This window comes from Acinetobacter sp. 8I-beige (genome assembly GCF_902505955.1).
Lineage (GTDB): Bacteria > Pseudomonadota > Gammaproteobacteria > Pseudomonadales > Moraxellaceae > Acinetobacter > Acinetobacter johnsonii.
On record NZ_LR732792.1, the window covers coordinates 1,056,543 to 1,075,706 of the forward strand.

At 43.4% G+C, this 19,164-nt stretch carries 17 protein-coding genes and 1 tRNA gene; 5 read left to right on the top strand and 13 right to left on the bottom strand.

Going from position 1 to position 19,164, the window contains the following annotated elements; genetic code table 11:
* Positions 1–9: 9 nt before the first annotated feature.
* The 4 genes from GVX98_RS15400 to GVX98_RS15415 are packed head-to-tail and all read right to left on the bottom strand — an operon-like array spanning position 10 to position 2,973.
* Positions 10–537 carry a pilus assembly protein PilP gene (locus GVX98_RS15400; protein ID WP_159128562.1) on the bottom strand — a complete coding sequence of 176 codons (528 nt, stop codon included), beginning with the start codon at positions 535–537 and terminating at the stop codon, positions 10–12.
* The gene (locus tag GVX98_RS15405) at positions 537–1,259 is read right to left on the bottom strand and encodes a type 4a pilus biogenesis protein PilO (protein WP_159128563.1); all 723 of its coding nucleotides are present in this window, start codon (positions 1,257–1,259) and stop codon (positions 537–539) included. Before GVX98_RS15405 ends, GVX98_RS15400 begins: the two co-directional genes overlap by 1 nt.
* Positions 1,256–1,915, bottom strand: a complete 660-nt coding sequence (locus tag GVX98_RS15410) for a PilN domain-containing protein (RefSeq protein ID WP_159128564.1) — start codon at positions 1,913–1,915, stop codon at positions 1,256–1,258. Before GVX98_RS15410 ends, GVX98_RS15405 begins: the two co-directional genes overlap by 4 nt.
* Positions 1,915–2,973, bottom strand: a complete 1,059-nt coding sequence (locus GVX98_RS15415) for a pilus assembly protein PilM (RefSeq protein ID WP_004978085.1) — start codon at positions 2,971–2,973, stop codon at positions 1,915–1,917. The genes GVX98_RS15410 and GVX98_RS15415 overlap by 1 nt, the downstream gene beginning before the upstream one ends.
* A gap of 165 nt (positions 2,974–3,138) precedes the next feature.
* Here GVX98_RS15415 and ponA point away from each other — a divergent pair, with 165 nt between their 5' ends.
* On the top strand, positions 3,139–5,667 hold the full coding sequence (gene ponA, locus GVX98_RS15420; protein WP_159128565.1) for a penicillin-binding protein PBP1a: 2,529 nt from the start codon (positions 3,139–3,141) through the stop codon (positions 5,665–5,667).
* A gap of 31 nt (positions 5,668–5,698) precedes the next feature.
* Here the strand turns inward: ponA and GVX98_RS15425 are convergent, their stop codons facing one another.
* From GVX98_RS15425 to GVX98_RS15465, 9 genes are all read right to left on the bottom strand, one after another.
* Complete coding sequence (locus GVX98_RS15425) at positions 5,699–6,505, bottom strand: putative RNA methyltransferase (RefSeq protein ID WP_159128566.1); 807 nt, start codon at positions 6,503–6,505, stop codon at positions 5,699–5,701.
* Between the two features lie 70 nt (positions 6,506–6,575).
* Complete coding sequence (gene mraY / locus GVX98_RS15430; protein ID WP_004691502.1) at positions 6,576–7,694, bottom strand: phospho-N-acetylmuramoyl-pentapeptide-transferase; 1,119 nt, start codon at positions 7,692–7,694, stop codon at positions 6,576–6,578.
* Positions 7,695–9,104: a UDP-N-acetylmuramoyl-tripeptide--D-alanyl-D-alanine ligase gene (gene murF, locus GVX98_RS15435; protein WP_159128567.1), complete on the bottom strand. Its 1,410-nt coding sequence runs from the start codon at positions 9,102–9,104 to the stop codon at positions 7,695–7,697.
* Positions 9,105–9,113: 9 nt separating this feature from the next.
* Positions 9,114–10,610, bottom strand: a complete 1,497-nt coding sequence (locus tag GVX98_RS15440; protein ID WP_159128568.1) for a UDP-N-acetylmuramoyl-L-alanyl-D-glutamate--2,6-diaminopimelate ligase — start codon at positions 10,608–10,610, stop codon at positions 9,114–9,116.
* A 7-nt stretch (positions 10,611–10,617) separates the two neighbouring features.
* The gene (gene ftsI / locus GVX98_RS15445; RefSeq protein WP_159128569.1) at positions 10,618–12,441 is read right to left on the bottom strand and encodes a penicillin-binding protein PBP3; all 1,824 of its coding nucleotides are present in this window, start codon (positions 12,439–12,441) and stop codon (positions 10,618–10,620) included.
* 12 nt (positions 12,442–12,453) lie between these two features.
* Positions 12,454–12,786: a cell division protein FtsL gene (ftsL, locus tag GVX98_RS15450; protein ID WP_004691506.1), complete on the bottom strand. Its 333-nt coding sequence runs from the start codon at positions 12,784–12,786 to the stop codon at positions 12,454–12,456.
* Positions 12,786–13,709, bottom strand: coding sequence for a 16S rRNA (cytosine(1402)-N(4))-methyltransferase RsmH (gene rsmH / locus GVX98_RS15455; RefSeq protein WP_058951622.1), 924 nt, complete (start codon positions 13,707–13,709; stop codon positions 12,786–12,788). The genes ftsL and rsmH overlap by 1 nt, the downstream gene beginning before the upstream one ends.
* A 186-nt stretch (positions 13,710–13,895) precedes the next feature.
* On the bottom strand, positions 13,896–14,915 hold the full coding sequence (locus GVX98_RS15460) for a sulfate ABC transporter substrate-binding protein (protein ID WP_159128570.1): 1,020 nt from the start codon (positions 14,913–14,915) through the stop codon (positions 13,896–13,898).
* 252 nt (positions 14,916–15,167) lie between these two features.
* Positions 15,168–16,166 carry a sulfate ABC transporter substrate-binding protein gene (locus GVX98_RS15465; RefSeq protein WP_159128571.1) on the bottom strand — a complete coding sequence of 333 codons (999 nt, stop codon included), beginning with the start codon at positions 16,164–16,166 and terminating at the stop codon, positions 15,168–15,170.
* 387 nt (positions 16,167–16,553) lie between these two features.
* Between GVX98_RS15465 and GVX98_RS15470 the strand changes: the two genes are divergently transcribed.
* From GVX98_RS15470 to GVX98_RS15485, 4 genes are all read left to right on the top strand, one after another.
* Positions 16,554–16,838, top strand: a complete 285-nt coding sequence (locus GVX98_RS15470; RefSeq protein WP_004978106.1) for a hypothetical protein — start codon at positions 16,554–16,556, stop codon at positions 16,836–16,838.
* Positions 16,839–16,986: 148 nt separating this feature from the next.
* Positions 16,987–18,495 (top strand): glutamate--tRNA ligase, encoded by a 1,509-nt coding sequence (gene gltX / locus GVX98_RS15475; protein WP_159128572.1) that lies wholly within the window; start codon positions 16,987–16,989, stop codon positions 18,493–18,495.
* Positions 18,496–18,587: 92 nt separating this feature from the next.
* A tRNA-Glu gene (locus GVX98_RS15480) sits at positions 18,588–18,663 on the top strand.
* A gap of 152 nt (positions 18,664–18,815) precedes the next feature.
* Complete coding sequence (locus GVX98_RS15485; protein ID WP_159128573.1) at positions 18,816–19,157, top strand: hypothetical protein; 342 nt, start codon at positions 18,816–18,818, stop codon at positions 19,155–19,157.
* Positions 19,158–19,164 lie beyond the last annotated feature (7 nt).

Genomic DNA, 19,164 nt, shown 5'->3' on the forward strand with positions numbered 1-19,164 from the left:
TTTCCTTTTTTAAGGCGCCGGCCCAATTAATACTAGGCTTCGCGGGCGCTCGACATAGCCCTCACGCCCATCCGGAATAATTTCAATCAAATCAATTTGTGTGGCGGTGATATTAATCACACGACCATGATTCATCCCCAAATAACTACCACGCTGCACGCGTTCAATTTCACCATCAGGTGTTTGAATCAACGCCAGAATTTGTCCATTTTGTCCGCGCATGCTGCCTTTCATGTTAAGCGATTCAATCGCATAACTTTCCAAGGGCTGTAATTGGCGTGATAGGTTTGGATAGACACGCTTTCCAGCCATAATCTTCAGCTCAGCCGCTAATGAGCTTGGCATAAACGGGCTCTTTAATTGATGCGCAGCATAATTAAAAGTTGGTACAGGTGGAAAATCTGGCGAAGGCTCAATCGGCAATGGTGGCTGATTGCGAATTTCAGCCATTTGCATATTGACCGCATCAATACGTGAATCACAACCGACAAGGAATAGTCCTACGCAGAGACTAAGCATGAGATTTTGATATTTCATTACTGAGCACCTCCTGCATCTACTTTAGCTGTATTTTCCACACCTGCAGCAGCTGTCGCCCCGACATAACGGTAGGTTTTCGCTTTTACACTGTATGAAATTTGCGGAATATCCGTCTTTTTTTCATTATTACTTGATGCTGAGATATCGAAGTCATGCAAGGTCACAATACGCGGCAAAGCTGCTATTCCACTGACAAATGAACCAAAAGAATGATAATCACCCGTCGCTTCAATAGAAATCGGCTGTTCGATAAAGAACTCTTGGCGAATTTCTGGCTCTAAACGAATATTCTTAAACTTTAATCCAGAATTTACGCCGCTCACGTTGATATCTTCAACCAAACCAGGAATTTCAGTTTCTTTCGGCAACTGTTCTAACTGCTGATTGAAATTAGCTTCCATTTCTTGCAATTGCGCTTGATATTGCTGCAAGTTACGTAATTTTGAATCTTTTTCACGAAACTCATTCAGTAAATTTTGTTCTTGTGCATGTGCATTTGAAATCGCATCAAGCTTCGGCTTAATCACGACAAAATAACCCAATGCCCCAATTACTAAAATGATAAAGATCCAACAAGTCAATTTGACAGAAAATGGCCAACTGCCGTAATTGTTTGGATCTAAAGTATTAAACTGTTGAAAAAACTTATCAACCGTCATTTTTTTCTTGGTTACAGCATGGTTTTCTGATGTTAATTCTTCAAATTCATCGCGACTCATTGTGCTGCCCCCGCTGTTGAATTATTAACTGTGCTTGTTGCTTCAGGTGTCGTCGTCGCATCAGGTGCTACTGGCTGAGCAATCTCATCTAAATCTGCCGTGACCACAAAGGTGCCATAGGTTTCTTCAACACGTGGCACGATGGAACTTGGTGCTTTATCTTTTTTCTCTTCAGCAACCAAGAATGAATTCATAAAGGCATTGCGATACCACGCCGATGCTTCTAAATTACGTAAGAATTCCGCAACTGTATTCGGGCTTTCCGCTTTCCCTTCAATGGTAAATTTATCGCCTGTACGCACAAACTTAGTAATATACATATTAGTTGGTGTGACACGCACCATTTCATCGACCAAACGAACAACCACAGGACGCTGACCTTGCAAACCTTGGATCAACTTCATCCTTTCAACAATCGCATTGCGCTGCTCTTGCAGACCTTCCAATGACTTTAATTGAACATCTAAGTTTTGATTGGTACTCACCACCAACTGATTGGCCTGTTCTTGATCTTCAAGTTTTTGACTGTAAAAGAACCAAGCCAAAGCAACAGCTAAAACCCCAACTAATGCAGCCCCAACACAATAGGCAATAAATTCTTTTTTTCGTTTCTCTCTTAACGCATCACGCCAAGGGAGTAGGTTTATTTTTGCCATTAATCAAAACTCCTCAATGCCAATCCACATGCCACCATGAGTGATGAAGCATCATTTTCAATTTTTTTAATGTCGATTTGTGGAGAAAAGCCCATCTGTAAAAATGGGTTGGCAATAGTGACCCGATAACCTAATTTTTGTTGTAATAACTTCGCCAGTCCTGGAATATTGGCATTCCCCCCTGCCAATAAAATATGGTCGATCTCATTAAACTGAGAGGACGAAAAAAAGAACTGCAAAGAACGTGCTGCTTGCTGCACCACAGCTTCAAGAAAAGGTTCAAGTACTTCAATATCATAGTCGTCAGGCAAGGTACGGCTTTTTTTGGCACGTCCAGCTTCTTCAAAAGACAAACCATAACGGTTTTGAATTTCTTGAGTCAGTTGTTTACCACCGAACACCTGTTCACGCGTATAAATGACTTTATTGTTTTGCATGACGGATAAGGTGGTCATGGTGTGACCAATATCCAGAATCCCAACGGTGTTTACACCCATTGGAAGCGTATCTGAAAAGACTTTGAATGCATTTTCAATGGCGAAACTTTCAACATCGGCAATCTTAGGCGTTAAACCACCCAACTCCAATGCTTCGGCACGCGCCTCTACATTTTCAATGCGGGTTGCAACGAGGAGTACATTGACACGATTGGGATTGGCTAAGCGGTCTGGAAGGACTTCAAAGTCCAAACTCGCTTCGTCTAATGGGAATGGAATATATTGTTCAGCATCATCACGAATCTGAATTTCACGTTCGTCATCGTTCATATCGGCATCCATTTCGATGATTTTAGTAATCACCATGGACGTCGGAACTGCCAGTGCTACGTCTGTCGATTGAACATTGGCCAAATTTACCGCACGCTCAAGGGCATCACCAACTGCTTCTGGATTCAATATATTTTTTTCGACCACACTTCCTTCTGGTAATGGGACTAGTGCATAGCTCTCCACCCAATACCGATTGTTTTTAACAGAAAGTTCCAATACCTTAACAGAAGTCGAACTAATATCTACTCCTATTAACCCCTTACTTGGCTTACGATATAACCTGAGCACAGTATCATTCCTATTATTTTTTTATCCCCAAAAAAAGTAACCCACTAATTAGTCCGCGTCTATAATTTTATACGGATACAATAACTCATCTAACATTCCGTATGTGTACAGGATATACTGACCGCTAATTAGTTTGCCATTAGCTCTTATTAAAACTTACTTGTTATGAAAAAGCTATCTTGTTCGGGCCGTGTTCATCCATTTTTTTTGATCATTATTATAATGTTGGTCTCAATTCCAATGGGTTTTTATGGCATGTATCTCTATATTGCCCCATCTTTGCCGCAAATGACAACTCTAAAAAAGGCGCCATTACTAAAACCTTTACAAGTTTATAGTGCGGATAACCAACTCATTTCGGAATACGGTGGCAAGCTATCTGTACCCGTAGATTACGATCAGATCCCACAAAGTTTTATTCACGCCTTTTTAGCGGCGGAAGATTCTTCTTTTTTTGAGCATAGTGGCATTAGCTTTAAAGGCTTAGGACGTGCAGTCAGTGAAAGTATTACCGGCTCAAACGTCCAAACGGGTGGCTCGACCATCACCATGCAAGTGGCAAAAAACTATTATCTCAGTCCCGAGCGTACATTAAAACGTAAATTGACTGAGGTTTTTCTGGCCCGAAAAATTGAACAAAATTTGACGAAAGAGGAAATCTTAACCCTCTACGTCAATAAGATTTTCTTGGGTAAAAATGCCTACGGTATCGCAGCGGCAGCTAAAATCTACTACAACAAAAGCTTAGATGAACTCAGCATTGCGCAAATGGCAATGATTGCAGGTCTGCCTAAAGCGCCGTCTAAATACAATCCAGTGGTCAACCCCGAACGTGCTTTAGAACGCCGTAATTGGATTTTGGGTCGTATGCTGCAGCTAGGCTACATTAACCAAAGCCAATATGAAAAAAGCATTGCCGAACCAATTAACCTCGATATGCCTGACCGTGGGGTAAGCAAACGATTTCCCTACATCGGTGAAATGGTCCGTAGCGAACTGATTGAAAAGTTCGGTGAGCACGCGATTGACTCTGGTTATAAAGTCTACACCACCATCAACAGTGAACGCCAAGCCTATGCTGAACAAGCGGTACAAGATGGTTTAGAAGCCTATGACCGTCGTCATGGTTGGCGTGGTGCGGAAGCTCATGACAAACCCTTAAGTAGCTTTAGTGCATTTGCCAACACCTTCCCTGCCGAAGTTACCCGTGTGAATCAAAATAGTTTTGATGCCTTAATGCAAGATGGCTCAACGGTAACCGTACCATGGTCTGGCATGTCTTGGACACGTCCTTATCGCAACGCGAATGCCGTAGGCGGTGCGCCATCAAGAGCATCTCAAATTGTTAAAGTGAAAGACATTGTACGTCTGCGCCCCAATGACACCAAAACCTCATGGGCTTTGGTGCAACTGCCTAAAGTTCAGGGTCAGCTGATTGCACTTAACCCAAACAATGGCGCTGTAGAAGCATTGGTTGGTGGTTATAATTTTTATCAATCTAAATTTAACCGAACTACACAAGGCTGGCGCCAACCAGGTTCGATTATTAAACCTTTTGTCTATGCACTCGCTTTAGAGCGCGGTATGACACCGTATAGCATGGTCAATGACAGCCCAATCACGATTGGGAAATGGTCACCGCGTAATGCCGATGGTCGTTATTTAGGCATGATTCCCCTGCGTCGTGCACTCTATTTATCGCGTAACACCGTGTCAGTTCGACTCCTGCAAACCGTGGGCATTGAACGTACACGCCAATTGTTCATGGACTTCGGCTTAACCGATGAACAGATTCCGCGTAACTACACCATTGCACTCGGAACACCTCAGGTTTTACCAATTCAAATGGCCACGGGTTACTCTGCATTTGCCAATGGCGGTTACCGTATTCAGCCACACTTCATCAATCGGATTGAAGATGCCTATGGCAAGGTCATTTATCAGAACAACCCTGAATATGCATGTATCAGTTGTATCTCTCAACAAGAATCAAATCCCCAATCTGCTGACACCATCACACCTGATGATGAAGTAATTGAAGTCACTAACCAAGATCTGAACCCTGCTGAAAAATCGGCAAAACCTGTTGAGATCAACAGTGACTATCGTCAAGCGCAACGTATTTTAAAATCCAGTTCTGCTTACGATATGGCGAATATTTTAAAAGACGTGATTCAACATGGTACAGGCCGTGCTGCGCTACGTATTGGACGAGATGACTTGGGCGGTAAAACCGGAACCACCAATGACGCAAAAGATGCTTGGTTTGCTGGCTTTAATGGCAAACTGGTGACTATAGCATGGGTCGGTTTCGACCAACCGACGACTTTAGGGCGCCGTGAATATGGCGGTGTGGCTGCGCTCCCGATTTGGACAGACTTCATGGGCAAAGCCTTACAAGGCACGCCTTCGGCTTGGGTTCAACTCGACGCCAAAGCCAAAGCACCGATTCAACGCCATCAGAAAGAAGCACCTCAGAGCAACTTAGGGCCGACCCCACCATTGGCGCAACCGTTGTATCGCCCTGCACCGGTGGTGGTTCCACGTACTCCTGAGCGTGACTTTGATGATTTGCCGGGTGAAGAGGAAACGCTGGTTCCAAAGAACAGCGCCCCACCCATCATGCAAGCACCCAAAGAACAACCGAAACCTAAAACGGATGCGCTCGATCATTTGATTAATCAAGTCCAATAATCAAAGCCCGCATCTGCGGGCTTTTTTATACTTATGCTTTTTTCTGAAACAGTAAAATTTGATACTGGGCATGTAAGTCAAAAGCTGCTTGCGACTCTAAAGCTTCACGGCGCTCTTGTTTTGCTTTATAGGCATAAGGGGTCATGGCAATCAGGTTTTTTAAATCCTGCTGATTAAGCTTAAGTTCAGCATCGACGACACCATCACTCACCAAGTCAAATGCATCACTCAACTGTTCTACAAATTTGCTCGGTTCATGCGGCTTCACCTCTTCGAACAAAGCCTCACGCATTGCATATAAATGCTGAGGCGCCGGCGTCACCACCAACAAATATCCTTGCGGCTTGAGCACCCTTAAAATCTCTTGTCTTGGAATCGGGCTAAACAAACTACTACATAGATCAATCGATTGATCTAGCACCGGTAAAGTTGCTCCTGTACCCACCACCCACGTGATATTTTTATTGATTTTCGCAGCCACTTGCACTGCATTTTTTGCAATATCTACACCGACACATTGCAGTACTTCGGCCTGCATCGCATCGGTGTAATAGCCTTCACCACAGCCAATATCGAGTAAATTTTCAATACGTAACTCACGTACCTTATTGATCACCGCTTGCTGTAAAGGCGCGTAATGACCTGCACTTAAGAAGGCACGGCGGGCTTGTACCGACTCAGGCGTATCCCCCGGATTTTTGCTGTGCTTATGTTGGACGACATGCAGATTGACATAGCCTTGTTTCGCCACATCATAACTATGTGAATTCGCACAGCGCCATGTTCTTTCGTTTAAAGTTAAAGCCTCACGACACACAGGACACATGAGCAGATTCATTATTTTCTCCAAGACATTACCTCAGGCATAAAAAAAAGCCGGCAAATACCGACTCTTTTCATACTTTTGCTTAACGCAATTTTAAGGTCATTAGCCCTAAAACTACCAGCATAATTGTGATAATCCAGAAACGAATCACCACTTGGGTTTCACGCCAGCCTTTTTTCTCATAATGATGATGTAATGGCGCCATCAAGAACACCCGTTTATTGCGCATTCTGAGGGAACCAATTTGCAAGAAGACTGAAATCGCTTCAACCAAAAATACACCAGCCATAATAGCAAAGACAATTTCCTGACGAACCATGACCGCAATTGTACCGAGCATTGCACCTAATGATAATGCACCCACATCGCCCATAAAGACCTGTGCAGGATGTGCATTAAACCAGAGGAAGGCTAAACCCGCACCAATCATGGCGGCACAAATCACCACCAATTCAGAGGCAAAGCGCACATAAGGAATATGTAAATAATTGGCAAAACGGACATCACCAGCCAGATATGCAAATACGCCTAAACCCGCTGCAACCAGTACCACAGGCATAATCGCTAAACCGTCCAAACCATCAGTGAGGTTCACGGCATTTGATGCACCATTAATCACCAAATAGGTGAAAATGATAAAACCAATACCCAACGGAATCACCGACAAAGGAATACTTAAATCTTTAAAAAATGGAATTAGCAGATCCAGCATATTTGCGGTATGTACAGGATTGCTCTGTTGCTGCGCAATTACATATAGTGCAATACCAGCACCCAATGATGCAAGCGAGGTCCAAAAGAACTTTTTACGGGCAGGTAAGCCTGCATTGTCTTTATAGCGAATCTTGATCCAGTCATCGGCCCAACCCACTGCACCAAAAATCACCATCACTGCCAAGACAATCCATACATATGGGTTGGATAAATCTGCCCACAACAGTGTAGAGATACCAATTGAGAGTAAGATCAACACACCACCCATGGTTGGTGTGCCCATTTTTTTGGCATGATTTTCAGGAGCATATGAACTCACGGCTTGACCATATTTGAGTGCTTGCAACTTGCGAATCATCACAGGACCGAGCACTAGACCAATGGTCAGTGCGGTTAAAACACTGAGCAAGGAACGCAATGTTAAATAACGAACCACCTGAAACGAACTATGGTAGCCCGCCAGCTGTTCAAATAACCATAACAACATTTAGAGTTTCTCCATCAAATCAGCCATCAACGTTTCCATATGGGTATAACGAGAACCTTTAAACAGGAAACTCATAGACTGGGGTTGATGTGTTTCAATTAAACTGAGTAAGAACGGCAAAGCCTGCTCTTGAGTTAAAAAAGCCTGCATTTTTTTGCCATATTGCGTGCTGCGTGCGCCTTCTTGTGCCGCAGGTGCAAATTCACCAACAGCCACCACGAAGTTCAGCCCTTTCACCGAGACCAAATCACGCCCCAGCATATAGTGCTGCTGTGCAGCAGAGCTACCTAGCTCACCGATATCACCCATCACCATCACTCGAACCCCCTCTTGCTGTGCAAGCACTTCAGCAGCGGCACGCATAGAGGTTGGGTTGGCATTATAGGTATCATCAATCAACAAATGACGGCCTTGTTGAATAAAGTTCAAACGCCCTTTTGCACCGACCGCTTGCTCAAGGCCAAGCACGATATCATCCAAGCTAATACCAATCGCTAAAGCAAAAGCTGCCGCAGCGGTTGCATTTTGAACATTATGCTCCCCAGCAAATGGTAAATTCACCTGACGCACGCCTTGCGGGGTATTCAACTTAAACGTTGCCGATTGTGCCTGTAACTCAATCTCAGTGGCAAAGATTTCACCACCCGCACCAAAACTGAGCATCTGTTCAGTTTGTACTGCTTGACGAATACTATCGGCAAAATCATCAGCCGCAGGAACAATAGATGTCCCATTTGGGGCAATATGCGCATAAATCTCAGACTTGGCACGGCAGATGCCATCGCGTCCACCAAACTCACCCAAGTGTGCTGTACCAATATTGATAATGCCTGCAACCAAGGGCTGAACCAAATTCGAGGTATAATCAATTTCACCTTGATGGCTTGCACCCAATTCCATCACTGCATATTGATGCTCAGGACGTAATTCCAATAACATGACCGGCACACCCAAGTCGTTATTCAGATTGCCACGGGTCACCAACGTTGGTGCTATACGTGACAAAATACTGCCTAACATTTCTTTGGTGGTGGTTTTACCACTACTCCCCGTCAGCGCAATCACTTTTAGCTGTGCGTTTTGTGCACGACGATAAGCCCCCAGCTGTCCCAATGCCAAACGTGTATCAGGCACCACCAACTGACAAATCTCTGCATCTATAGGCTGACTCACAATGGCCACTTGGCAGCCTTGTTCAGCGACTTGCGTAATAAAAGCATGCGCATCAAAACGTTCGCCTCTGAGTGCCAAGAAAGCATCTCCTGCTTCTGCATCACGTGAATCCGTCAAAATACGTTTGATATCGCTGTTCGGCGCTTGATCATTTAGCCAATAACCTTGGGTGGCTTCGAGTAACTGTGCGGCGGTCCATGACACTAAAGGCACTGTGCTGGTTGTTGAGGTATGCATACGACTTCCTTAGTGTGCAGGATAAGCAGAATCAGTAGTGTGGTGCTGTGCATCAATCGCGGATTGCACTTCGACGACATCGTCAAACCAATGCCGAACACCCTCTATTTCTTGATAGTTTTCATGACCTTTGCCTGCAATCACGACAATATCACCCGCTTGGGCCTGTTGAACGGTAAATTTAATCGCTTCACGACGATCATGGATTTCATGAACCACACGGTTTGAGAAATCAACACCCGCTTTCATATCAGCAAAAATTTGCTCAGGATTTTCGGTCCGTGGGTTATCTGAAGTCAACAACACCACATCTGCTCCGTTTAATGCTGCTTGGGTCATGAGTGGCCGTTTGCCACGGTCGCGGTCTCCACCACAACCAAATACTGCCCAGAGTTGCTGTTCTACATGGCGCTTCAACGTGCTTAATACTTGCACCAGAGCATCAGGCGTATGCGCATAATCAACCACAAACAAACGCGCATCATCACGAATCACTTGCATACGGCCTGGTGCACCCTTCAGCTGTGCTGTCGTAGTAACCACATCGGCTAAATCAAAACCCACTTGTTCAACCATAATCAAACTTGCGACCAAATTTTCAATATTAAAATGACCCAATAATGGGTTCTGTACCTGATATTCGGCCTGTGCCGTACACAGGCTGAAGTTTGCACCCGTCAGGCTATATTGAATATTCTTCACCTGATAGTCTGCAGGCTGCGTGGTTGAATAGGTTAAAATTTTCGGTTGGGCTGGATTATTTTGTGCCGCTTGAATCATGACTCCAGCATGCTCATCATCTAGATTAATCACTGCAACTTTCAATGATGGAAATTGAAACAAGCGCGATTTAGCTTCGGCATAGGCCTCAAGCGTGCCATGGTAGTCCAAATGGTCACGACTTAAGTTACTATATGCAGCAATTTCAATTTCACTGCCCGCTAAACGACCTTGTTCCAAACCATGTGAAGAAGCTTCAATCGAAGCAAATTCAGCCCCTTGCTTGGCATAGCTATGTAGTGCATTTTGTAAGTGTAGCGCATCTAAAGTGGTATGCGACGATGCTTCTAAATTGGGTAAAATGCCATTACCTGTCGTGCCCATCACAGCACAAGACTGACCTTGCAACATCAACAGTTCAGCAACCAAACGAGAAATGGTGGTTTTACCATTGGTTCCCGTCACCGCTAAAATGCGAGCAGGCTGTACTTGGCTAGTGGCCAACAAAAATTGCTTTTGCCAGCCTCCCATCAAGTGACGTACATTCGGCACCACAATACTGTTTTCAAGCCCAAGCTCAGTTTCACTCACCACCGCTAAAGCCCCTTTGTCCAAGGCTATTTGTGCAAACTGCACGGTTTTTTCAGGTTGTGAAAGCGATGTCAGCGCAATAAAAATTTGCCCTGCCTGTACTTTACGACCATCAAGAACAAAACCTTGAAATGGCTGTGCCATCCATTCAGCGCTGAAGTTAGCGGTGTAGAGTTGTTGAAATGTAATGGACATTCATCACCTATCTCTTGATTACAGGAGCATCTAAAGGTTTATCTAAAGGTACGTTCATTAAACGTAAGGATTCTTGCATAACACGGGCAAATACAGGCGCGGACACCGTACCACCATAGTAGGTCCCTTGCGGGTTTTCGACCACAACCACCATCGCTAAACGCGGGTCGCTGACAGGTGCTACACCAGCAAAAAGCGCACGATATTCATTGGTTGAGTAGCCTTTACGGTCAGCACGTAACTTATGCGCGGTTCCTGTTTTACCCCCCACCCGGTAACCCGGAATAGTCGCACGCGTCGCAGTACCACCCGGTAAGGTTGCCGTTTCCATCATAAACAAAACTTGATCCGCAATTTTTGGATCAATCATTTGTTCACCACGGGGCGGTGCATCCAACTTATACAAACTCAAAGGCATTTTCACGCCTTTGTTAGCCAACATGGCATAAGCATCCACCATTTGCAGCACAGTCGCATTTAAGCCATAGCCATATGCCATAGTCGCGACTTCCGATACATTCCATTTACTTGGCGGAAGAATTAAACCACCACTTTCACCTGGGAATTTAACCGCAGAACGCTGACCAAAACCGAGACGTTTATAAAAAGTCGGTAAAGTTGCATAAGGGAGAGACAAGGCAATTTTAGCCACACCCACGTTAGATGATTTTTGAATAATCCCACCCAAAGTTAGTGGACCATAGTTATGTGTATCTCTGATGGTATGGTTACCGACCCGCATCGAACCTGGAGTGGTATTGACCACCGTATTCGGCATATATTTGCCGCTTTCCAAAGCCATTGAAATGGTCAAAGGCTTCATGGTTGAACCCGGTTCGAAAGAGTCAACCGCACCACGGTTACGCATGGCGTCTTTATTGGACAAACTGTTTTTATCGTTCGGGTTATACGACGGCCACGACGCCATCGCTAAAATTTCACCCGTTTTCACATCGACCGCAATCGCTGTTGCAGAACGAGCATTATTGGCTACACCCGCAGCAGTCAGTTCACGGTACATAATGTACTGAAGGCGCGAATCAATACTGAGCGTAATATTTTCGCCCGGCTCAACTTCTTTAACTACCTCTGCATCTTTAAAACGATTGCCCTTTTTATCTCGAACAATTTGCTGCTCACCATCAATACCCGACAGGCGTTGATTCAGCTGCATTTCTAAACCTTCAATGCCCGAACCTTCACTGTTGGTCAAACCAATAATTTGCGCATTCGGTTGTGGCTGCGGATAGTAACGTTTGTAGTTCTTTTCGGTATACACACCTTGGAACTCACGTTTTGCAATCAGTTCGGCCTGCTGAGGTGGCACTTCTTTTTTCAAAACCAAGTAGCGCGAACGCGGACGTTCATTCAGTTTCCGCTTCAGTTCCGCACGATCCATGCCCACGGCATCAGCCAGTTCATCCAGATTTAGATTTTTGTCTGGTAATTGACGCTTCAATTTACGATTGTGTGGATCTTTGGCTAATTCAGCGGTAATTTCATCAAACAGTTTTTTATTATCAAAATAATCACGTGGATCAATCACCACTTTCATGATCGGCGTACTGATCGCCAAAGGCACACCATGACGGTCATAAATCACACCGCGCATGGCTTTAATTTTTTCAGTTCTTAAAATATTGGCATTGGCTTTGTTTTGCAAAAACTCGGTATTGATGACCTGCACGTAAAAAGCACGTCCAACCAAAGCAATAAAGCAAGCTAAAACCACCGCCCACATGAGATAAAAGCGCCACATTTCAACCTGTAGAGCCGATTTTTCAGTCACCGCTTGCTGTTTTTTACGAGTGGGTTTACGCTTTTCTACCATGTTACAGCGGCCTTATTTTTTGTCTTCTGAAGTCGTGGGTAAAGAAATCACTACGGTTTGCGCCGCAGGTGGTGAATACATCCGCAGTTGCGTCACTGCGCGCGTTCCAATTTGTGCAGTTGCGCCAAAAGTTTGCTGTTCAATCAGCAAACGGCCCCACTCTGCATTTAAGTCATCACGCTCGCGCATAAAAGAACTCATTTCGCGATAGTCATGGCGGTATTCAAACACTTGAAACACCACCATCATGGCACTAATAAATACCAGCACCAATAAAATGACATAGGCAATCAGCTTCTTAAACTTTAACTTTGTTGGAATTTTTTCAACGACTTCAGTTTTCATTATTCGCCTTTAAGTGCTAAGCGCTCTGCAACTCTAAGCCATGCACTACGTGAACGTGGATTGGCTTTAACCTCGGCATCACTTGCTTTCACACGTGATACCTTCTTTAAACGACGTGTATCTGGTCGTTGTTGTGGCATTCCCCAACCCATGTCTTCCTCAAGTGTCGACTCTTTTTGAATAAATTGTTTAATTAATCGATCTTCTAGCGAATGGAAGCTAATCACAGCCAAGCGACCATTCGGTTTTAATACGTCTACCGCTTGCGGTAGGAAAACTTCAATATCTTCTAATTCTTTATTAATGGCAATACGAATTGCTTGGAAAGTTCGTGTTGCGGCATGTTTATTTTTTTCCCATTTCGGGTGCGCTACTTTCACAATTTCAGCCAATTGCGCTGTGGTTTCAATCAACCCAGCCGCTTTAATCGCTTTGGCAATACGACGGCTATAACGCTCTTCACCGTATTGAAAAATAATATTGGCTAATGCCTCTTCCTCAATATTGACCAACCACTGCGCTGCGGTTGGACCTTTTGAATTGTCCATACGCATATCCAGTGGTCCATCTTTCATAAAACTAAAGCCACGCTCCGCCTGATCAAGCTGCGGTGAAGACACGCCCAAATCGGCCATGACACCATCGACCAAGCCAATACCACGTACTTCTAACTCATGTTTAAGGTCAGCAAAGCTGGCATGGATAATTTTAAAACGTGGATCTTCTTGTTCTAAAATTGCGGCTGTTTCCAGTGCTTGCGGGTCTTTATCAAAACCATAGACACGTGCATTTTCATCCAGCTTAGACAACAGCAAACGCGTATGTCCGCCACGACCAAACGTCCCGTCAATGAAAATCCCTGTATTGCGATCTGCTACCAAAGCATCAACAGTTTCGTGAAGTAATACAGAAATATGCGACATAAAGACTCAATATGATCGGAAGGAGAAATGTAACTGCACATTATTACCTTGTTTTAACAAAGCTCCAAACGACTTTTTGTAGGGAAATATTACTTTTCATAGACAAAACCGTTTTTAAACAGCATTCATTATCAAAAAAGCCTCCCAAGGGAGGCTTTTTAAGCAGTAGCTGAAATAATTAACTGATTATTTACGGCTATTATAGATTTGGTCGAAGGTCGCCCCATTCACAAAGTGGGTCTTTTGAGCATTGGCCCAACCACCAAACACTTCATCAATGGTGAAGGTTTTTAACGGTGGAAATTGCGCTTTATATTTTTCTAAAACCGCAGCATTACGCGGACGATAGAAGTGTTTCGCCGCCATTTCCTGACCCAGTGGTGAATATAAATAGTTGATATAACCCTGTGCTAACCACTTGTTGCCATTTTTCGCCACAGTCTTATCCACGATTGCCACCGAAGGCTCAGTTAAAATCGAGATCGATGGATAAACAATATCGAACTGATTTTTACCTAAAGTTTTTTGTGTCACTAAGGCTTCATTTTCCCAAGTCAACAACACATCACCAATGCGACGTTCTGCAAAGGTGGTCATAGACGCCCGTGCCGCAGAGTCCATGACTTTCACGTTATGGTACATTTTACCCACGAACTCTTTGGCTTTGGCCTCATTGCCACCTGGTTGTTTCAGTGCATAACCCCAAGCAGACAGATACACCCAACGTGGTAGACCGCCTGTTTTAGGATTAGGCGTAATAATTTGTACACCCGGTTTGGTTAAATCAGACCAGTCCTTAATTTTTTTCGGGTTGCCTTTGCGTACCATGAACACAATGGTCGACGTATAAGGTGCAGAGTTATTTGGGAACTCTTTTTGCCAACCCGGCTGGATTTGACCTGATTTAACAATTTCTTCAATGTCATTGGCTAAGGCCAAGGTCACCACATCCCCTTTTAGACCATCCACGACCGAACGGGCTTGTTTACCTGAACCCCCGTGTGACTGTTTAAAATCGACCGTTTGTCCTGTACGACTTTGCCAATAAGCACCAAAGGATTTATTGAACTCATCGTAAAATTCGCGTGTTGCATCATAGGAGACATTGAGCATAGTACGGTCAGCCGCTTGAGCTGATGTCATACTAAATGTCAGACCTGTTGCCACTACGGCAGCAGCCCAGAGAGATTTCAAATGCATTTTCATGGCGTATTAAATTAAATATCAAGAATTATGCTAAATATATGAAACAAAATCATAAATCGCAATTCACTTTTGTTTTTTAAATACTCGTTATTTTAGAATCACTAAGACTTAATGAATTGTTTTTATTTAAAATAATAGCAAACACTTTACTTATTCTTATTATATAAATTTTTATGCTTAAAATATAATAAAAGTGGATATGCGTATATCCACTTTTATGTTCGAACGTGATCTCATTAAACCACAGCACGTTTATTTTTCAGTATAAATTTGATCAAAAATCGCACCATTTACAAAGTGAGTTTTCTGCGCTTTGGCCCACCCTCCAAAGACATCATTAATATTAAAGGTTTTTTGCTTTGGAAATTGCGTAAGGTATTTGTTCGCCACTTGTTTATTTCGTGGACGGAAGAAATGCTTCGCCGCCAACTCCTGCCCTTTTGGCGAATACAGATAATTTAAATAGCCCTTGGCCAAATTTCGATTGCCGTTTTTGTCGACGGTTTTGTCCACAATCGCAACCGATGGCTCCGCTAAAATCGAAATAGACGGATAAACAATATCGTATTTGTCTTTACCGAGGCCTTGGGTTGCCAGTAAGGCTTCATTTTCCCAAGACAACAACACATCTCCTATGCTTCGTTCAGCAAACGTGGTCAATGAACCTCGCGCACCTGAATCAAGGACTTTGACATTTTGATAAAGTTTTTTCACCAATTCTTTGGCTTTAGCATCATTACCTCCCGGTTGTTTTAACGCATAACCCCAAGCCGATAAATAGATCCAACGCGGCGCCCCCCCTGTTTTTGGATTTGGGGTAATAATCTCAACCCCAGGTTTGGTTAAATCATTCCAGTCTTTAATTTGTTTCGGATTACCCTCACGCACTAAAAAAACAATCGTTGAAGTATAAGGTGCAGAATTATTTGGAAATTCTTTTTGCCAGTTTTTATCAATTTGTCCAGTATTCACAATTTCATCAATATCATTAGCCAAGGCCAAGGTCACCACATCTGCTTGTAGACCCGTTGCAACGGCACGTGCTTGCTTGCCCGATCCACCATGAGACTGTTTAAAGTTGACCTCCTGCCCAGTTTTGCTTTTCCAATACTGTCCAAAGGCTTGGTTATATTCTTGATAAAACTCACGGGTCGGGTCATAAGACACATTTAAAATATCTTTTGCCGCATAAGCACTGGCTGCAAAGCCCCCAAGTAATACTAAAATAGATGTCGCTAATATTTTTTTCATTGCTTTATACTCGAACTGAATTTGCTCACTATATAAACGATAAAAAATCAATACAATCATCTAGTTATAATTAATTATGGCTTTTATATCTGATAAAAAGATATCTCTAAAAGGACTATTTTGTGCACTTTTAAGGATAAACCCATATCCATCCTCCACAGATCAAGCTCAAAATCTCCATGCTATCTCCACAGTTATTTGGTACAAAAGCCAAATGATTTATATTTGATGTTTAAATGTCAATTTAGCCCAAATTTGTTTATAATTTTGTAAATTGTGTGACACAGTTCTACTTTTTTATTTGTAAAATCGGTTAAATTGAAACTAGATTACCAATGATTTTAATAAAAATTTGTTCCAATACCATGTTGAGAGGGGGAAAAGGACATGAAAGCAACATTTTTACATACCGTTACGTTGAGTATCGGCTTGGCTTGTTTTAGCCAACTGGGACATAGTGCAGCCATTCAAAGCAATGACAAAGCGACAATGCCCACTGAGAAAACATCGTTGATTGAAAAAGCGCTCAGCCAACAAAAAGGCAGTGACCGAACCACGATGACGGATAATGATTTAAAAATCATGACCTCAATCAAAGTTGCACCGACACAAAATTTCTTTGCTACACAAAACCAGCGCTTTAGTCGTTTTGTGCAATCATTGTTCCTCTAAACTAAAAATAAGCAATAGCGTCATAACCTCTCTCAAGTTATGACATTTGCACATAAAAGCCTGATCACTGAATGTTGAATTAAGCATTAAGTGATCGGGCTTTTTCGTTATAATAGACCTCAATTTACATTCTGAATCATAATTGGCTATGACTGTTCGTACTCGTATTGCACCCTCTCCAACTGGCTTCCCGCATGTGGGCACAGCGTATATTGCGTTATTTAACTTATGCTATGCCAAGCAACATGGTGGTGAATTTATTCTACGTATCGAAGATACCGACCAACTTCGTTCGACTCCTGAATCGGAAAAAATGATTTTAGATTCATTGCGTTGGTTAGGACTGAATTGGTCTGAAGGTCCAGACATTGGTGGGCCACATGCACCGTATCGCCAGTCTGAACGTATGCATATTTATAAGCAATATGCACTGGATTTGGTTGAAAAAGGTCATGCGTTCTACTGCTTTGCTACAAGTGAAGAGTTGGATCAAATGCGTGCAGAACAACAGGCCCGTGGTCAAACACCAAAGTACGATGGCCGTGGTTTAAAATTATCTGCTGAAGAAGTCCAAAGTCGCCTTGCTGCAGGTGAGCCACACGTGATTCGTATGAAAGTGCCCGAAGAAGGCATTTGTACAGTCAATGACTTACTGCGCGGGGAAGTGGAAATTCCTTGGGTGCAAGTGGACATGCAAGTCTTGCTTAAAACAGACGGTTTACCAACCTATCACCTTGCCAATGTCGTCGATGACCATTTGATGCAAATCACCCACGTTTTCCGTGGCGAAGAATGGTTGCCTTCAGCACCTAAACATCAGTTGTTGTACCAATACTTTGGTTGGGAAATGCCTGTATTGGGGCATATGCCATTATTACGTAACCCAGACAAATCAAAACTGTCAAAACGTAAGAACCCAACCTCTATTAACTACTACAAAAATATTGGTGTCTTGCCTGAAGCCTTGTTGAACTACTTAGGCCGCATGGGCTGGTCTATGCCAGATGAACGCGAAAAATTCACATTGGCAGAGATGATTGAACACTTTGACATTCAACGGGTATCCCTCGGTGGTCCAATTTTTGATGTGGAAAAACTGAATTGGCTCAATGGTCAATGGATCAAAGGCTTAAGCCCTGCTGAACTGTTAGATACCTTATTGACATGGAAAGCCGATCGTAAGATGCTCGAAGACATCGCCGCAGCGATTCAACCTCGTATAAACTTGCTTTCAGAAGCGGTGAACTGGTCTGCGCATTACTTTAACCAGTTCCCAAGCTTGACCAAAGAACAGTTTGAAAGCAAGAAACTGAGCGAAGAGCAAGTTCGTCAAAGTCTGCAATTTGCGATTTGGCGTTTGGAAAGCATGTTCACATGGAACAATGACACCGTAAGTCAAACCTTGATGGACTTAGCCAGCCAAATGGAAATTAAGCTCCGTGACTTTATGCCAGCGTTCTTTATTGCCATTGCAGGTTCAACCGCTTCGACCCCAGTGATGCAAACCATGGTCACCATTGGCCCTGACTTAACTTTCGCGCGCTTACGTCATGCCCTTGAAATTGTGGGTGGTCCAAGCAAAAAAGAAGCAAAAATTTGGGAAAAACTCAATGAAAGTCTAAAATTGCCGAAAAATGACGCAGTTGATGAAGCTTAATTGATTTTTTAGTTGACGCATGGGCGTTATATCCCTAATATAGCGCTCACACAGAGAGACGGTGTTAACCACTCAACGTGATGCCTCAATAAGTCCCTATCGTCTAGAGGCCTAGGACATCGCCCTTTCACGGCGGTAACCGGGGTTCGAATCCCCGTAGGGACGCCATATTTAAGATGGCAACATCTGGTAAAAAACCCAAGCATTATGACTTGGGTTTTTTATTACCTCAAATTTATCAGCACTTCATTACCGCGCTTTTTTGGCTTTCTGCTCCAATCCGATTAGAATACAGCATAGATTCGAATTTTGGAGTTGTAATGCAATATCGTTGTCCTCAATGTCAAAGCCCAAAAATTATGCCTGTTGCTCAAGCAGGAGCTCCAGCAACACGCCCTGTCGTGCCTAAAAGTCTGGTTTTTTTAGTTCCAGCCATTTTTGTATTATTACTTTTGGTGCTCATTAGCATCGCAATGTGGCTATTTGGGGATGGTGCTGGCTCAACATTACAAATTGCAACGGTTGTGGTTTTCATCGTGTGTTTGATTGCAGGCTTCCTATTTTACCGTGACCTTCCTGATTTTAAGATTTCAATGCAAGGCTTCATGCAGTCTCAGAAAAAATGGAAATGCCGCGAGTGCGACCATGAGTGGGAAATCTAAGCCTTAA

Excerpts from the sequence above, each read along its gene's own strand:
- GVX98_RS15400 (WP_159128562.1), bottom strand. The coding sequence starts at position 537 with ATGAAATATCAAAATCTCATGCTTAGTCTCTGCGTAGGACTATTCCTT.
- GVX98_RS15405 (WP_159128563.1), bottom strand. The coding sequence starts at position 1,259 with ATGAGTCGCGATGAATTTGAAGAATTAACATCAGAAAACCATGCTGTA.
- GVX98_RS15410 (WP_159128564.1), bottom strand. The coding sequence starts at position 1,915 with ATGGCAAAAATAAACCTACTCCCTTGGCGTGATGCGTTAAGAGAGAAA.
- ponA (WP_159128565.1), top strand. The coding sequence starts at position 3,139 with ATGAAAAAGCTATCTTGTTCGGGCCGTGTTCATCCATTTTTTTTGATC.
- GVX98_RS15425 (WP_159128566.1), bottom strand. The coding sequence starts at position 6,505 with ATGAATCTGCTCATGTGTCCTGTGTGTCGTGAGGCTTTAACTTTAAAC.
- mraY (WP_004691502.1), bottom strand. The coding sequence starts at position 7,694 with ATGTTGTTATGGTTATTTGAACAGCTGGCGGGCTACCATAGTTCGTTT.
- murF (WP_159128567.1), bottom strand. The coding sequence starts at position 9,104 with ATGCATACCTCAACAACCAGCACAGTGCCTTTAGTGTCATGGACCGCC.
- GVX98_RS15440 (WP_159128568.1), bottom strand. The coding sequence starts at position 10,610 with ATGTCCATTACATTTCAACAACTCTACACCGCTAACTTCAGCGCTGAA.
- ftsI (WP_159128569.1), bottom strand. The coding sequence starts at position 12,441 with ATGGTAGAAAAGCGTAAACCCACTCGTAAAAAACAGCAAGCGGTGACT.
- ftsL (WP_004691506.1), bottom strand. The coding sequence starts at position 12,786 with ATGAAAACTGAAGTCGTTGAAAAAATTCCAACAAAGTTAAAGTTTAAG.
- rsmH (WP_058951622.1), bottom strand. The coding sequence starts at position 13,709 with ATGTCGCATATTTCTGTATTACTTCACGAAACTGTTGATGCTTTGGTA.
- GVX98_RS15460 (WP_159128570.1), bottom strand. The coding sequence starts at position 14,915 with ATGAAAATGCATTTGAAATCTCTCTGGGCTGCTGCCGTAGTGGCAACA.
- GVX98_RS15465 (WP_159128571.1), bottom strand. The coding sequence starts at position 16,166 with ATGAAAAAAATATTAGCGACATCTATTTTAGTATTACTTGGGGGCTTT.
- GVX98_RS15470 (WP_004978106.1), top strand. The coding sequence starts at position 16,554 with ATGAAAGCAACATTTTTACATACCGTTACGTTGAGTATCGGCTTGGCT.
- gltX (WP_159128572.1), top strand. The coding sequence starts at position 16,987 with ATGACTGTTCGTACTCGTATTGCACCCTCTCCAACTGGCTTCCCGCAT.
- GVX98_RS15485 (WP_159128573.1), top strand. The coding sequence starts at position 18,816 with ATGCAATATCGTTGTCCTCAATGTCAAAGCCCAAAAATTATGCCTGTT.